The following is a 16,317-nucleotide window of genomic DNA, read 5'->3' on the forward strand; positions in this document are numbered from 1 at the left end:
AATTCCAGTTTATTGATTAGCTTATTTAAGAGATAAAGAGAAGAAAACTAAAAATATGATAAAAATACTGTATTATTCAAAAATGAATTTACAGTATTTTTTTATTCGCAATTCAAAAATAAGCAGAAATAAAAGGTGTTCCCGAAGGACACCTTTTTAATATAAATATTTTAAAGTAAAAGAGCTTCTGAAAGGCAATAGCCAAGAAGTTCTTTTTTTATTGAAAGGAGGTGGTGTTTATGGCTGGAGAAAAGCTTGATAAGGACATAAAAGAAATAGCAGTATCCATAATCGAGGTTACTGGAAAAACATATGAAGAATGGCTAAATGAACAGCACACAAAGGTTATCTTTGCAAACTCAAAGCTATTAAAGGAAAGCTTAAATTTAAGAAAAGAAATGAGTGATTAATTGCATTGGAAATTAAAATACGAGGAATTTCAAAAGCAGCAGTTTCAAGTATTGATGAAAAGGCAAAAGATCTAGGATATAAAAGTAGAAATGAGTTTCTAAAAGTATATTTAGAAAGGGAATTTCTATTACTAGATAAGATAAAAGAACATGATAGTCAGTACAACATATTATTTGAAAAAATGCTAAAGCAATTAGAATATAACACTTTAGTGTTAGATAAGTTTTGTAATGAAAATTTAATTGATTTAGAAGAAACAATAAAAAAAGATAGATTGCAGGAGGAATAAAAATGGATGTTATACAACAATTAGTAAATATGGGGAATGAAGTTATTAGTTGGATGCAACTTTTAGGAATACCAGCTTCAGCAATAGCTTTCGGTGTTGGTGGTTTCCAACAAATATTTGGTGGAGCAGAAGGATTAAGAAAAGCTAAACCTTGGTATATAGGTGGAGCAATAGGACTTATATTTATACTAGGAGCTTCAGCTATCGCTTCATTCTTAAAGATGAAGATAACATTTTAAATAAGGGGAAGTTTCAACTTCCCCTTTAAGAATAAAGGGTGATTAAATGAAATTTATTAAAGATATAAAGAGTGAGCTTCAAAGTTTATTAGAAGAAAAAGAAGCTAATAAAGAAATGAAGTTGATTAGAAGAATTGCTGATAAAAAAATGCTTTCATCAGCAATAATAATAATATTTATTTTAGTAACTTTATTTGTGAATCTTATTTCAAACTCAATTGATGGTTTATTTTTATTAGCAACTGGGTTAGAAAAAAGGTTTAATTTAATTTGGAATATATTAATGCCTAACTTATCATATCCATTACTTTATTTACTGGCATATGTTCTAACGGGAGTAGTTTTATTTAAATTAGTGTTTAATATAAAAGCTTCATTTAAAGATATAAGAGATGGACAAAAGGGAAATAGTAGATTTGCAACTTTAGATGAAATAAAAGAACAATATAGGGCAGTAGATGAAGTGGAAAGTGATAAGGAACGTTTAAATGGAGGATATGAAGGGCGTGGAGGGGTTATTGTAAGTAGATATAAAGATAAGATTTTTATAGATGATAGCCCAACTAATAACTTGATAATAGGGACTACTAGAAGTGGTAAAGGGGAGTTGTATATATTTCCAACTATAGATTTATATTCAAGGGCGGGTATAAAGTCATCACTTGTGGTAAACGATCCTAAAGGGGAACTTTATAGTGCATCAAAGGAGATATTAGAAAATAGAGGATATAGAGTTGAAATATTAAATTTATTAAAACCTATGAACTCAATGAGTTATAATCCTTTGCAATTAATAATAGATGCATATAAACAAAAAGATTATAGTACAGCTCAAAGTTTGGTTAAGACATTAACTTATACATTGTATTATAAACCAGGTGTTAAAGATCCATTTTGGCAAACATCGGCTATGAGTTTGGTTAATGCTTTAATTTTAGCAGTTTGTGATGAATGTATTAAAAGTGGAGAGTTACAAAAAATAACGCTTTATACAGTAGCAAATATGTTGTCAGAATTAGGTTCTAAAGAAGATGTAACTGGAAAAAATGAACTTGATAAATATTTTGAAGGATTGGATAGTAAGTCTGTTGCTAAAATGCAATATGCAACATCTAATTTCTCTAAGGGTACAACTAGGGGAGGAATATTTGCTACTGCAATGTCAGAGTTACAAATATTCACTATGGATGAAATAGCAAAATTAACATCAAAAAATTCTATTAATTTAAAAGATATAGGATTTACCAGCAATGATGATAGACCTGTAGCGTTATTTATGGTTACACCTGACTATGATTGTTCAAATCATGTTATATCTAGTATTTTTGTAAGACAATTATATTATGTTTTAGCAAAAGAAGCTTCATTAAGACCAGGTGGAAAATGTGATAGAGAAGTAATATTTTTACTAGATGAATTTGGAAATATGCCAGTTATAGAAGGTATGGCTAATATAGTAACTGTTTGTTTAGGAAGAAATATAAGATTCAATTTAGTTATTCAAGCAATATCTCAATTAAAAAAATTATATGGTGATGATTATAAGACTATACTTGGTAATTGTTCCAATAAGTTTTATATATTCACTAATGAAGTGGAAACGGCTGAAGAATTTTCAAAACTTTTAGGTGATAAGACTATTGTTACTTATTCAAGAAGTGGAGAAATTTTTGATATGACAAAACATCAAACGGAAAGTGTAGATGCTAGAAAAATATTAACAGTAGATGAATTAATGCACTTGGAAGAAGGAGAAATAGTTATTGCTAGGGGTACTAAAAGAAGGGATTTAAATGGTAACAAGATTAGACCATATCCTATATTTAATACTGCTGATCATACTCTTAAATATAGGTATGAATATTTAGGAGAATTCTTTGATAATACTAAAAATCTTATAAATGAAAAAGTTGAAACTTTACATAGTGATGTAAATCTTGAAGATTTATTGCTATATAGAAATATAAAAAGTAAAGAGCCTTTAGTACAAAGTATGGTAAGAGAAAAAGGGATTGAAGATGCTAAAATTAGTAAAAATGAAAAGCTTAAAGATATTTTGGTAAATGAAATACTAACAATAGATGAAGTTTTAGATATAAATAAGAAAATTGAAATGACTGTTGATGAAGAAGTTACTTTAGAAGTTGATTTTAATATGAGATGGTCAGAAGTTAAAGAGATTTTAAATGAATATTACAATGACTATGATATAGAGGATTTAAAAAAATATATAGATAAAGGAGAACTTAGACTAAAAAGTAATAGAGTGGGGTGATTGAGTATTGGAGATATTAGAAAAATTAATGCAGAATAATATCCTTGAAATGGCTGGTATAATTAGTAACTGTATTAGGTGGGTATTGTGGAAGATAGTAACGCTATTATCGTTATTAGTTAATAGTATAGAGAAGGCTGTAACTAAAATTTACAATATAAATGGATTCTTTAATTCTCCTGAAGTAACTTCCTTAATAGATAAGTATAAACCGTTAGTATGGGTTATTCTTGCTATATCAATAGGAATATTAGGTTTTAAGATAATGTTTAATAGAAAGCAGAATAGAGGGGAATTACCATCTAATATTTTATTTTCTATTCTTATTCTAGTATTATTACCAACTTTAATGACAAAGCTAGATAACATGACAAGTATAGCTGTTAAAGATGTAGCAAGTGAATATACAAGTTCAGCTAATGAATTAATTAAAAATAATATATATGATTTATATTATTTAGATTCAAATGGATTTGATTTAAATAATAAAAATAGTATAAAGTCTAGTGAAATACTTACAGTAGATGCAAATGAAACTATAGATTTAGATGAAGTTAATAATAAAGCTGTTTTAGGAAAGAAAATTAGATTTGATAAGAATGGAAATAAAAAGCTTGAAGATTTAGAGACAGGATGGTTTAAAATTGATGAAGAATATTATAGATATGGAATAGATTTTTTATCTATAATAGTTACTTTAGGAGCTATGGGAATAACTCTTATTTGTATTGGATTAAAAGTAGCAAGGTTAATATTTGAATTAGCATTTAATAAGTTACTTGCAACTCTTTTCGCTTTTGCTGATATTGGAGATGGCAAAAAGTTAAAGGAAATAATAAAACATATATTTTCAATGTTTATAGTTATATTTTCAACTGCAATAATGACCAAGTTATACGTTATATTTAGTTCTTGGTTAGGTACAAGCTTAGGAAATGCTGGACTAAGTGCTAATGGAGTAGCAAAAATGATTGTACTTGTTGGTGGAAGTATAGCTGTTATAGATGGTCCTAATATCATAGAAAGAATATTAGGAATTGATGCGGGATTAAAGAATGGTTGGTCAGCAGTTATGGCTGGATATGGTTTAAGTAAGGGAGCTATGAATGGTCTAAGCTCATTATCAGAAGGAGTTAAGAGTTTAGGAAAGGCTACTGCATTAGGTGCAAGTATGGGAGCAGGAGCATTGAGTGGTATGTTTGGTAAAGACAAGAATAGCAATATTATTAATGATGATGATAATACAGATAAGAATAATAATGATAAGAATAATGTAAGTAACAATGATATAGAACAAGATATGAAAAATTCAGATAGTAATAAAAATGAGAATCCTAATGTTGCTGATAATAAGTCAAAAGAACCAGGAAACAATGAAAAAGTTAATAATGATAATATTAGTAACATAGAGGACGAAATGAATAGATCCAAGAATAGAAATTCAAATAATATTGTTGACAATAAAGATATTGATAGCTTAAAAGATAGTAATAAAAATGGTGATCTAAATAGTATCGAAGAAGAAATGAATAGAGCTAAAAATTCAAATCCGAATAATGATACTGACAATAATAAGGCTATTCCTAATGATATTAATTCAAAGAATATGAAAGATATTAATAGAAATAGAGATAATAATATGAATGTCAATAATATTGAAGAAGAAATGAACAAAAATAAAAATATAAATCCAAATAATGATATTGCTAATAAGAATATAGATACTCCTAAAGATATTAATAACCCTAAATATAATAATGATATTGAAGGAGATATGCAACAAATAAAAGGAATAAACACTAATAAGAGTAACTTAGATAGTGTAAGACCTAAAGATAGCTTAGATGATGAAATGAGCGATAATAAGGGCATAAACCCTAATAAGGGCAACTTAGATGGTATAAGACCTAAAGGTAGCTTAAATGATGAAATGAGCGATAATAAGGGCATAAATCCTAATAAGGGCAACTTAGATGGTATAAGATCTAAAGGTAGCTTAAATGATGAAATGAGCGATAATAAGGGCATAAATCCTAATAGGGGTAACTTAGATGTGGTAAGACCTAAAGGTAGCTTAAATGATGAAATGAGCGATAATAAGGGCATAAACCCTAATAAGGGCAACTTAGATGGTATAAGATCTAAAGGTAGCTTAAATGATGAAATGAGCGATAATAAGGGCATAAATCCTAATAGGGGTAACTTAGATGTGGTAAGACCTAAAGGTAGCTTAAATGATGAACTGAGCGATAATAAGGGCATAAACCCTAATAAGGGCAACTTAGATGGTATAAGACCTAAAGGTAGCTTAAATGATGAAATGAGCGATAATAAGAGCATAAACCATAATAATGGTAACTTAGATGTGGTAAGACCTAAAGGTGGCTTAAATGATGAAATAAGCGATAATAAAGACATAAATCCTAATAGATGTAATGTAGATAGTGTAAGACCTAAAGATTCCTTAAATACGGAAATAGGAAAGAGTAAAGATTCAAATTCTACTAATTCAGATAATATTAATTCTAAAAATGGATTTGAAAATATTAGACCAAAAGAAGCTAACAATACTTCTAACTCAAAATTTGATAATTCAAATAATAAAACAAGAGAAGAAAATTTAGTTGGAAAAATGGAAAATAGAACTATTGGTGAGTATGCAAAAGATAAAGTTAAATCATCGAAATTTATTGATGATTTAAATAGATCATATAACTTAGGAAAAAACTCAACTAATAAGTGGAATATAAAACGTAAGAAAAATAAAATTTAAATAAGGTAGGTGAAATTTATGTATGTATTACCAAAGGAAATTTCATCATCAATGAAGTTTACTAAGAGTTTATATTTGTTTGATATAGTTTTTGTAGGTTCTGTATTAATTATATCCTGGGCATTAAGTTCCCTGGTATATACCCCATTAATTGTACCTTACTATTTATTTATGTTTACTATTTCTATTATATTAACTAGTAAGAGTAGCATAAATCCTGAAAAAAGAAAATTTCAAAGTATATATTATGCTTTAATAAGAAATAAAAAAGCTTATGCTAGAGAATAGATAGGTGTCCCTCAAGGACACCTTTTTGATTGGAGGATTTTATGGCAATAAAAAAATTTGAAAATATAAATATAAAAAAGGATATAAAGAAAGAAAAGGTAAAATTAACTAAGGAAGAAAAGAAGTTATTAAAGGAAAAAAAGAAGCTAAAGAAAAAAGAGCTTAAAGAAATAAGAAAAGAAGATAAAAAGGTTTTACTAACAACTAAAGAGTTATTGCCTTTTAAAGATGCAGATGATGATGATAGCATAGTAACCCAAATGGGACATATTGATATATTTCAAATAGATAGTAAGGACATATATTCATTAAATGAGATTGAAAGAAAAATGCACATATATAGTTTCGTATCATTTTTACGAGGATATGTATATGATTTTAAACTTATATCAATGAAGTTTCCTGTAAATACATTAAAGCAGCAGAGATTTTTAGAAAAGAAGTTAAAAGAATGTGATAATGAGATTTATGCTAATTTCTTAAAAGAGAAATTAGATCAATTAATATTCCTTGAAGAAAATAGACAAAATAAAGAATTTTATATAATGATTTTTATTAAAGATACTGATAATAAGGAAGAAGTTAAAGGATTATTATTAAGGAATCAAAATATAGCAATCCAATTAAAACCTTTAGATATTGAAAAGAAACTTAAAATATTGTTCAAGTTAAATAATCCTAATACAAAACTTATGTAAGAATGTGCAAAAAACAATATAGGTAATTTGAAATTAGATACTAAACTTAAAAATTTAGTATCTTTTTATTTTTTTAATTTTAGGAGGAAAGAGAATGGGATTAAGAAAAAATATAGAATATAACCCATACCTTTTAACAGCAATTCAGCCAGTTGGTGGTATTAGTTTTTCGGAAAGAGCTATTATCAAGGGTGATGGGTACGAATCTTGTATAAGAATATATGAATTTAAAACACAAGTTAATGATTATTGGTTAGAAGATTTATTGAATTTTGAAGATGTAACAACAACAATAGATGTTTCCACAGAAAATCAAGATAAGATATTAGAAAAAATTAATAGGTCTATTACAGAGCAGATTACAAGAGCTGGTGATGCTCCAAGTAATATTGACAGAATAAAAGCTACATCAGAGATTAGTAAATTACAAGCATTAGTAGAAGATATTACTCAAAATGAGGAAATAATAAAACTTGTAACTGTAAGATATTATGTATCAGCTTTAACTTTAGAAGAATTAGATATAAGGATTAAAGATATATTAATTAGGTTGCAAAACTTAGGATATAGGGGTGCAGTTTGTATCAATGAGCAAGAATATGAATGGCAGTCATTATTTTCAAGTGCAACAGAACAAACATATTATACAAATAAGAGAGTAGGAAAGCCGTTACCTTCAATATTTTTAGGTGGTGGCTATCCTTTTCACTTTACAGAACTTAATGATCCAACTGGAAAATACTTAGGTAGAACTTATACTGGTGGAAATGTCTTATATGATATTTTTACTAGGAATGATTATAGAAAATCATTTAATGCTTTAATAGTAGGGCTTATGGGTTCGGGAAAATCAACTTTATTAAAAAAGTTGATGATGGATAATGCAATAGTAAATAACACAATTAGAGTTTTAGATATATCAGGTGAATTTAAAACTTTAGTTGAAGCTTTAGGGGGAAAAGTAATAGCTTTAGATGGTACAGACGGTATTATAAATCCACTACAGATATTCGCAACAGTAGTTGATGAAGAAACAAATGAGGTATTAGAAGAACAAAGTTATATGCTTCATTTAAGTAAAGTTTCAATGTTATATCAATTTATTTCTCCGACAGCAGAGCAATCAGAAATAAGAGAATTTGAAAGACTTTTAAGTGATTTCTATAGAAGTTGTGGAATAGATAGAAAAAAAGCTACTACTTATGAAATTACAGAATATCCAATAATGGAGCAGTTATTGGAATATACGAAAAATGAACTTTATGAAGATGTGGAGAGAGCAATTATAAAGAAGAATCTAACTTCAACAAAGCAAGAGAGATTAGAGTTAATAATATTAAATATTGAAAGTATGGTAAGAGATTATGGAACTCTTTTCAATGGACATTCATCTATAAGTAATTTTGATGATGAACAAATAGTAAGTTTTGCAGTTAAAAACTTAACTCAATTTGATAAAAGAATATTCAACGCTCAAACATTTAACATAATGACACTGTTATGGAATAATGCTTTAAAACAAGGACTTCCAGCTAAGAAGTTATATGATGATGGAAAGATTAGTTTTGAAGATAGTAAAAAGTATTTTCTTTTAATTGATGAAGCTCATAAGTTCATAAATTCCAATAATATTATGGCAGTTGATTATTTAATTTCTTTTGAAAGAGAAGCAAGAAAATACTTTGCAGGACTTATATTTGCAACTCAAAGTATTAGAGATGTTGTTCCTGAAAATGCAGAGAGTGAAGCATTACAAAAGATAAAAACTCTTTTTGAATTAACTCAATATAAGTTTATTATGCAACAAGATAATAATTCTAAAAAAGCTTTAATGGATATTTTTGATGGTCAATTAACAGAGAGTGAAATTGAAGGAGTACCTTTCTTTAGAAAAGGTGAATGTATATTAGCGATCAATGGATTTAAAAATATAAAGTTCAGAATAGAGGTTACAAGTAAAGAATTAGATTTATTTAAGGGTGGTGCTTAGTATGAAATTTAAAAAATTAATAATAGCTGTTTTTATATTAATAGGAGTTTTATCAGTAATATTTGTAGGAAAAGATTTAATTCATGATATAAAAAATAAACAAGAATCTTCAAATAATCTTGAAGAAAAGCCTAATGAAAATTCTAATAATTCTAATGAGCTAAGTGAGAACATTTATGACTTAGATAAAGAACTAGATAAGTCAGATAAGGAAAATAATTTTATGGAAGAAGATATTGTTGTAGAAAAAGGATTTAAAAGCACAATATCAAATGGAAGTTCAGATGAAGAAATTAAAAAAAATAATAATCTTCTTAATGAAAGCAAATTTTCCTTAAAGGAAAGAATTAAAGCAAAAAATGTAGCTGAAAATTTTGTACAAGCCATAGAAAGTTTTGACATAGAGAAGCCAAAAGAAACAGTAGAATTAGCAGTTAAATATGTTGCAGATGAATTAAAACCAGAGGTAGAAGCTTTATATATGTATCTTGGTAAAAATCAAGATATTAAGAAAAAAGTGATTGAAGAAGTACAGTCATATGAGAAAGAAAATGAATATGAGAATGATTATATTTTATTTGATGTTTATGTTAAATGGAATGTAGTTGACCAATACGATCAAGTAGCAAACTCAGGAAGAAGTTCATATGAAGTTAAATTATTAAAGATCAATGATAAGTATAAAGTAGTTAGTTACAGAGTTATATAAGAGTTAAAATACAAAAAAGTTGGTGGTGCTATTGGAAAAAGAAAAGCAGTTAATAAAAAAAGTAAGTAAGCTTCTAGTATCAAGTGTAGGAGTAATAACAATTAGCTTTTTAATATTAGTAAGTTCTGTAACTATGTATCTTTTTAAGGCACAAGAATTTCAAACTGATGGTGGTGGAGGACTTATTACTGATATTGGAGCATTAGGAGTACCTAAAGATTTTGTACCTTATTTTAATGAAGCAGCTAGTATATTTAATGTTCCTAATTGGGTATTAGCAGCAGTTGCAAAACAAGAAAGTAATTTTAATCCTAATGCTTCATACGGTGGAGCGTATGGGATGATGCAAATTCAAAAATATGATATAGCAACGGGTAAAGACTTATGGAAATATTTAATTGATATGGGATTAGGAGATGCTTATAGAAAAGGTGGTTATAACTTTTCAACATCTGAAGATATGTGGAATATATATCTAAATGATCCTAAAGCTCAAATATTTGCTGGTGCATATGAGATGAGATATTACACCAATTATGTTCTGTATATGCAAAATAAAGTAGAGAGATTAGATTACAATAATAATGAAAATATGAAGCTAGTTGGTTGGGATAGAAGCGAAAATGATAAAGATTTTAAAGATACATTAAGGAGAGTTTTTGCTTGTTATAATGGTGGTCCTGGTTATGGAATGAGTGTAGATTTAGATAAAGCTCAACATGATTATCCTAATAAAGTATTTAAGTATGCTATGGAATTTCGTAGTGTTGGATTATTAGGAAGTAGTAATGAAATAATAGAAAAATCAATTGAAGCTGGAATGAAGTGGGTAGGAAAATCACCTTATGTATGGGGTGGAGGAAGAACGGAAGAAGATGTTTTGGCTGGTCGTTTTGATTGTTCTTCATTTGTTCATTATATGTATGCAAGTTCAGGAGTTCAGCTTGGAGATAGAGCAAGTGTAGTAACATTTTCACTTGTTAATATGGGTAAGGAAATAAATCCAAAGGATATGAAAAGAGGAGATTTATTATTTTTTGATACCTATACAATTAATGGTCATGTTGCTGTTTATTTAGGTGGTGGAAAGTTTATACATGATGGTCCTACTAGGGGAGTAGAAATAGCAGATTTAAACAATCCATATTGGACAGAAACATTTAATGGACGAGTTAGAAGGGTTGTTGAATAAGTTAATAAAGTAAAGAAGGTGGGAAGTTTGAATAAAGAAAATATACAAGCTAAGGTAGATGAGATAAAGAAAAAATTTGATAAGAATAAATCAATACGATATTATTTTTTAGCTTCAATTTGTATAATTGGAGTTTTATTTTTTCTATCATCAAACATTCTTTTTAATAAAGAAATGAGTTTAATGAGTACAGAAATTAATAAAGAAATACCATTAAATAGTGTAGTAGTTACATTAAAGGATAGACAATATAACAATGAAAATGGATTAGTTCAATTTACCATTAAGGTTAAAAATCAAAGTTTAAATGAAAAAGTAAATTTAGATTTTGAAGTAAGGGAAAAGACAAATCCAACTCAAATTATACCTAGTAAAGTAACAAAAATAACTAATAGTGATTATATAATAACTACAAAGGTAGCAATGAAATGGGAAGCTCTTTCATTAACTGTATTAGATAAAAATACTGATGGAGAGAGTAAAGGAAGTGTTAAATTATATTCTGATGTAAGAGATATAAATATTAATACTGACTTAAAAGAGAAAGGAATAAATGAATATACAGTCGAGGTTATTGAAAATGAAATTAAAGATATTCAAAAAGAAATAGAAGAAATAAATACAGTAATTTCAGATAAAAATTCTAAAATAAATTTATTTAAAGAAAATATAACTACACTAGAAAATGACAAAGAATATCAAACTGAAAGTGAACTTGAAGCAACAGAAAATACAATAAAGTCTAATCAATCAAGTATTGTTCAGCTAGAAAGTGAAATAAAAATTGAAAGTGAAAAATGCAAAGAGTATGAAGAAAAAATCAAAAAGTTAGAAGAAAAAATGAAAAATTACCAATAAAAAATATGTATCAACTTGGGATGTTTTGTGGCGTTTCTGTGGCGTTTAAGTGGCGTAAACTGGGCGTTTTGGGAATTTTTTTGTACCCAAGGAAACACTAGGCTTTGCCTAGTCCCCCAATTATTTTGGGGGCAGTTTCCCCTTATGCTCTTATTAAATATCTTCCGATTTAGTTTCCAACTAAAGATATTTAATATTTCATTATAGGTAAGTTTGATTAAACTTTTTAAAGTTTATAGGTGAGCTTTAGCGAGGACAACGTCCTTAGTAGATAAAGGAGTGTAAATTTTATTATGAGTAAGATGGAAAAACATTATAGACTAAGTGAAAAAAATATTGAGTATATAGAGGAAGTTAAGGAAAAGAATCATTTAAAATATAATAGTGAAGCTTTAGAATTAATTATAAGAGAACATAGAAATAATTCAGATATAACTACAGAAGTTATGATTAATTTGATTGGAGAAAAGCTTTCAGAGAAATTAAAGGCTGAACTATTAGGAATAAAAAAAGCTAGTAATGAATCTGATAAAAATACTCAAATTATAATCGAATTACTTAATGGTTTATTTGTGAAGTCAGGATATAAACTTTTAGCAACTACTGGTGATATTAAATGTAAAGCGATAGATAATGCAACAGAGTTTGTAGAGAAAAGAATTGCAAGTAAAAGAGTTGCTAAACTAGATAGAACTTATTAAGGGATAAAAAATTATGGTAGGTATAGTTCATAAGGTTAGATGGATTCAAAGCAATAGTAAAAAGTTCTCTAAATATATAGATTATATAGATAGAGAAGAAGCAGTAAGAAATTATAAGTTTGAAGATTTTTCACTCTATAATGACTATATGGATAATCCAAGTAAGTCGGGAAATTTATTTACAGCAGATAAAGATTTTTTAAATGAATATGAAAGAAAAGCTTTGAAGAACTATTTTTCTATTGCACAAGAGAATGAAAGTTTAATGTGGCAAGATGTATTTAGTTTTGATAATGAATGGCTTGAAAAAGAAGGTTTATATGATAAAAAAACTGGTGTTTTAAATGAGAAAAAAATAATTGAAGCAGTTAGAAGCTCAATGAATGAATTAATTAAAAAAGAAGGGTTTGATAATTTACTTTGGAGTGGATCACTTCACTATAATACTGATAATATCCATGTTCATGTTGCAAGTGTAGAAGTAAATCCTAGTAGGGAAAGAGGAAAAAGAAAGCCTAAAACATTAATCAATATGAAAAGTAAATTTGCTAATAATCTTATAGATAGAAGTAGAGAGCAAAAAGAAATAAATGATATAATAAGAAAAAATATTATTGATAGTAAAAAAGATTTTTCATTTCATAAGGATATGGAAATGAAAAGAATGGTTTTAGAAATAATAAAAAAATTACCTGAAGATAAAAGACAATGGCACTATAATTATAATTCATTAAGTGAAGTTAGACCTTTATTAGATGAATTAACAAAATATTATGTTGATAATTATAAGAAAGAAGAATTTAAAAAGCTAGAAGATTTACTTGATAAAGAGACAGAATATTTAAAAGAATTGTATGGAGAAGGTGAAACCTTTAGATATAAAGATTATAAGAAAAATAAAATTGATGAACTTTATACTAGAATGGGAAATACACTTCTTAAAGAAATAAAGGAGGTGGTAAAAAATAATAATGAAAGTTTATTATATTCATACAAAAGTAAAACAGTAATATTAACAAAGAGGGATATTAACAAATTAAAAAAGGTATTTGATAAGGATTTTGAACAAGTTAAAAATCAAATGGCTTATGAGAGATTAGAAAGAGAAATTGAAAATGAAAGGTAGAGATTTATGTTTAGTAATTTAGGAATAGTTAGAGAAGCAATAAGTGATACTGAATTAAAAGTATTGAGTATTGGTGAAGGAAAAGAAATTATAGTACAAGCTTCAAAAGATTATGTATCATCAATTAAAGCTGAATTAAATGATGAAGATGGAGAAACAATTGTAGTTGAATATGATTTAAAAACTAAAATTGTAAATGAAAATATTGTTGATTAGCACCAGGTATTTTACCTGGTGTTTTATTATTAAGTTTTTTAAGGAAGGTGAAAGGAAAAATGAAAAAAACATATAATAAAAAATCAAAAGAAGATAAGGAAAAAGAAGTTAATGAGCTTTTGGAAAAAGCTAATGAAGGTATAGAAAAATGCTTCACAAGTCCAGAGCAGTTAAAAGAACTTGCTAGTTATATGAGTAAATTTTATAACTATTCATTTAGAAATACTTTTCTAATTCAAGAGCAATTTGAAGGAGCTTTAGCTGTTGGATCATATGCTTTTTGGAAGGAAAAAGGATTTACAGTTAATAAAGGTGAAAAAGGAATTAAAATATTAGTTCCAAATAGATTAAGTGATTATTTTATTAATTCAAAAGGTGAGGAAGTTAAATTAAGCAAAGCAACTCCTGAAGAAAAACGATTAATAGAGCAAGGAGAAATAGAAGTAAGAAAAGGTAAGCTAATATTTAATCAAGGATATGTTTTTGAAGTTTCTCAAACTAATGCTAAAGCAGAAGATTTACCTAAGATATTCCCTGGTAGATGGCTTGATGGAGAAGTTAAAAATTATGATTTGATGTATAAAGCTATGGAAAATATAGCAAAGAAAATAGGAGTTAGAATTATAGAGCCTAAAGGAGAATTAGGAGCAGTAAAAGGAGTTAGTTATCCATTAACAAAAGAAGTCGCTTTAAATCCTAGGAATACTCAATTACAAAATGTCAAAACTTTAATACATGAGTTGGCTCATGCGAAACTACATACAATGGAAACAATAGATAAATACACTACAAATGAAAAAGAGTTCCAAGCAGAAATGTCTGCATATGTAGTATGTAGTTATTTTGGATTAGACACTTCAGAGTATTCATTTAGATATATAAGTTCTTGGACTGAAGATGTTGAATTAAAAGATAATGAAAAGCTAATAAATGAAGTTAGAGAAACAGTTAAAGAGTATATTGAAGTAATTGAAGATACTTTAATTAATAATAAAGAATTATCTTTAGAGTTAAAAAATGATTTAGGAAAGGATAATAAAGAGATGATTTCAGTTGATAAGGAAAAAGAAATTAGAAAAAAAATAAGAGAGCATGAAGAATGGATAAATAGCAAAGGAACTAGAGGAAAGCAGCTTAATTTAAAAAACGAAAATTTAAGTGGAATGATGCTATTAAATGTTGATTTAAGAAATGCAAATTTAAAAAATGCTGATATAACACAATGTGTTATATTTGCAGATTTAAGGGGAGCAAACTTAGAAGGGGCTAAGATAGATAATACAAAATGGACAGGCTCAAATATAGGTAAAATTACTATTGAAGCTAATAAATTAAATTTAATAGAATATCAGCTAGAGCAAGAAGGATGTAAGCATACAGAAGCTAGAAAAAGCCTTAAAACAAATAGAAAAGATGTAGAGCTTGAAAGATAGCATATAGAGGTAACTATGGAACATATTAAGGATTTATTGAATTTCAAAGAAAATAAGAAGCATAAAATAATTATTGTAATTTTACTTATAATCATTATTTTTATGCAAACTGGTTTATCTATGACAAAGAAAAAAATCAGAATTTTAACTGAAAATACAAATAAATTAAATGAACAAATAAGGGAGAATGAAATATCAAGTAGTTATAATGAAGCTAATAGTATAGATGATTTAATAACTGATGAAGATACTAAAAAAGATACTGATAATTATGAAGTTAAAAAGAATGATTTAATAAATAGGTTTAAAGAAATTGGAGCGTTAGAAAATAAAACTTATAATACTAATATTAAGGATGGAAAAAAATATCTTGTTTTTGAAACTCTTAATTTAGAAATGACTGATAATCAAATTAAATCAACTTTTAAAAATATTATTAGTGATGAATTTGGAATAGAAATTACAGAAAGTAAGTTAGCTGAAAATAAGTTTTTTAAAATCTACCTAATTGAAGAAAATTAAAATTTGAGGTGGTTTATGAGTAAATTATCAAAAAATTTTAAGAAGGAAGAAGTTTTTTATCTTAGTAAAGAAGTTAAATATTTAATGGATCTATTAAACGGAACAACATTAATTTGTGAGGATAAATTTAAATTAAGACATATAGAGCAACAAATAATTAAAGTAGAAAACTTACTATATGAATTTGAACCGACAATATATGATGAATATTCACTAAAAACTAAATATGCCTATAATAAAATGATAAAAGCTAAAAAGGAATATGAAAGAGTAGTCATAGAAAAATGTTTTAAAGAAACTATAGAAGAGTATAAAAAAAATTATGAAGATACATTAAATGAATATAAAAAACTCAAAGAATACAGAGATAAATTAAAAGAAGTTTTAAGCAATTAATCAATACTAAGGGCTTATATCTAAGTAATATAGGCTCATAAGAGCCTATAATTTTTTTTGGGTTTATAGGGTGGAAAATTTTTGGTAATAAATGGTAATTAGTGGTGATATAATAATTTTTTTGATATGTTGATTTAGTAAAGTTAAAACAAAAAAGCAGTAATTATTATTACTGCTTTTTTGTTCAAATTATATTGTTTT

Annotated in this window: 17 protein-coding genes; all 17 read left to right on the forward strand. The window is 26.9% G+C overall.

The annotated features are described in order from the left end of the window. Positions 1 to 239: 239 nt before the first annotated feature. Positions 240 to 410, forward strand: a complete 171-nt coding sequence (locus tag H8S20_RS16590) for a hypothetical protein (RefSeq protein WP_186860781.1) — start codon at positions 240 to 242, stop codon at positions 408 to 410. A 5-nt stretch (positions 411 to 415) separates the two neighbouring features. Then, positions 416 to 700, forward strand: a complete 285-nt coding sequence (locus tag H8S20_RS16595) for a hypothetical protein (protein WP_186860782.1) — start codon at positions 416 to 418, stop codon at positions 698 to 700. A 2-nt stretch (positions 701 to 702) separates the two neighbouring features. Continuing rightward, complete coding sequence (locus tag H8S20_RS16600; RefSeq protein WP_186860783.1) at positions 703 to 939, forward strand: hypothetical protein; 237 nt, start codon at positions 703 to 705, stop codon at positions 937 to 939. Between the two features lie 46 nt (positions 940 to 985). Then, positions 986 to 3,214, forward strand: a complete 2,229-nt coding sequence (locus tag H8S20_RS16605; RefSeq protein WP_186860784.1) for a VirD4-like conjugal transfer protein, CD1115 family — start codon at positions 986 to 988, stop codon at positions 3,212 to 3,214. Between the two features lie 7 nt (positions 3,215 to 3,221). Then, positions 3,222 to 5,987, forward strand: coding sequence for a pLS20_p028 family conjugation system transmembrane protein (locus H8S20_RS16610; protein ID WP_186860785.1), 2,766 nt, complete (start codon positions 3,222 to 3,224; stop codon positions 5,985 to 5,987). Positions 5,988 to 6,005: 18 nt separating this feature from the next. Then, the gene (locus H8S20_RS16615; protein WP_156627246.1) at positions 6,006 to 6,275 is read left to right on the forward strand and encodes a DUF5592 family protein; all 270 of its coding nucleotides are present in this window, start codon (positions 6,006 to 6,008) and stop codon (positions 6,273 to 6,275) included. Between the two features lie 41 nt (positions 6,276 to 6,316). Beyond that, positions 6,317 to 6,973, forward strand: a complete 657-nt coding sequence (locus H8S20_RS16620; RefSeq protein ID WP_186860786.1) for a TraC-like domain-containing protein — start codon at positions 6,317 to 6,319, stop codon at positions 6,971 to 6,973. A gap of 94 nt (positions 6,974 to 7,067) precedes the next feature. Next, positions 7,068 to 8,963 carry a VirB4 family type IV secretion system protein gene (locus H8S20_RS16625; protein ID WP_186860787.1) on the forward strand — a complete coding sequence of 632 codons (1,896 nt, stop codon included), beginning with the start codon at positions 7,068 to 7,070 and terminating at the stop codon, positions 8,961 to 8,963. A gap of 1 nt (position 8,964) precedes the next feature. Beyond that, positions 8,965 to 9,672, forward strand: a complete 708-nt coding sequence (locus H8S20_RS16630) for a hypothetical protein (protein ID WP_186860788.1) — start codon at positions 8,965 to 8,967, stop codon at positions 9,670 to 9,672. A gap of 31 nt (positions 9,673 to 9,703) precedes the next feature. Continuing rightward, the gene (locus H8S20_RS16635) at positions 9,704 to 10,864 is read left to right on the forward strand and encodes a C40 family peptidase (protein ID WP_243177741.1); all 1,161 of its coding nucleotides are present in this window, start codon (positions 9,704 to 9,706) and stop codon (positions 10,862 to 10,864) included. A 27-nt stretch (positions 10,865 to 10,891) separates the two neighbouring features. Further along, entirely contained in the window at positions 10,892 to 11,722 is an 831-nt protein-coding gene (locus H8S20_RS16640; protein WP_186860789.1) for a hypothetical protein, read from the forward strand. A 293-nt stretch (positions 11,723 to 12,015) separates the two neighbouring features. After that, positions 12,016 to 12,423 carry a hypothetical protein gene (locus H8S20_RS16645; protein WP_186860790.1) on the forward strand — a complete coding sequence of 136 codons (408 nt, stop codon included), beginning with the start codon at positions 12,016 to 12,018 and terminating at the stop codon, positions 12,421 to 12,423. A gap of 13 nt (positions 12,424 to 12,436) precedes the next feature. Further along, complete coding sequence (mobP2, locus tag H8S20_RS16650; RefSeq protein ID WP_186860791.1) at positions 12,437 to 13,549, forward strand: MobP2 family relaxase; 1,113 nt, start codon at positions 12,437 to 12,439, stop codon at positions 13,547 to 13,549. Positions 13,550 to 13,555: 6 nt separating this feature from the next. Further along, positions 13,556 to 13,765: a hypothetical protein gene (locus H8S20_RS16655; protein WP_186860792.1), complete on the forward strand. Its 210-nt coding sequence runs from the start codon at positions 13,556 to 13,558 to the stop codon at positions 13,763 to 13,765. A 59-nt stretch (positions 13,766 to 13,824) separates the two neighbouring features. Next, positions 13,825 to 15,198, forward strand: coding sequence for an ImmA/IrrE family metallo-endopeptidase (locus tag H8S20_RS16660; protein ID WP_186860793.1), 1,374 nt, complete (start codon positions 13,825 to 13,827; stop codon positions 15,196 to 15,198). 15 nt (positions 15,199 to 15,213) lie between these two features. Further along, positions 15,214 to 15,720, forward strand: a complete 507-nt coding sequence (locus H8S20_RS16665) for a hypothetical protein (RefSeq protein WP_186860794.1) — start codon at positions 15,214 to 15,216, stop codon at positions 15,718 to 15,720. A 15-nt stretch (positions 15,721 to 15,735) separates the two neighbouring features. Continuing rightward, entirely contained in the window at positions 15,736 to 16,116 is a 381-nt protein-coding gene (locus tag H8S20_RS16670) for a hypothetical protein (protein ID WP_186860795.1), read from the forward strand. Positions 16,117 to 16,317: the final 201 nt, after the last annotated feature.

The sequence above is a fragment of the Clostridium hominis genome (assembly GCF_014287825.1).
Lineage (GTDB): Bacteria > Bacillota > Clostridia > Clostridiales > Clostridiaceae > Clostridium > Clostridium hominis.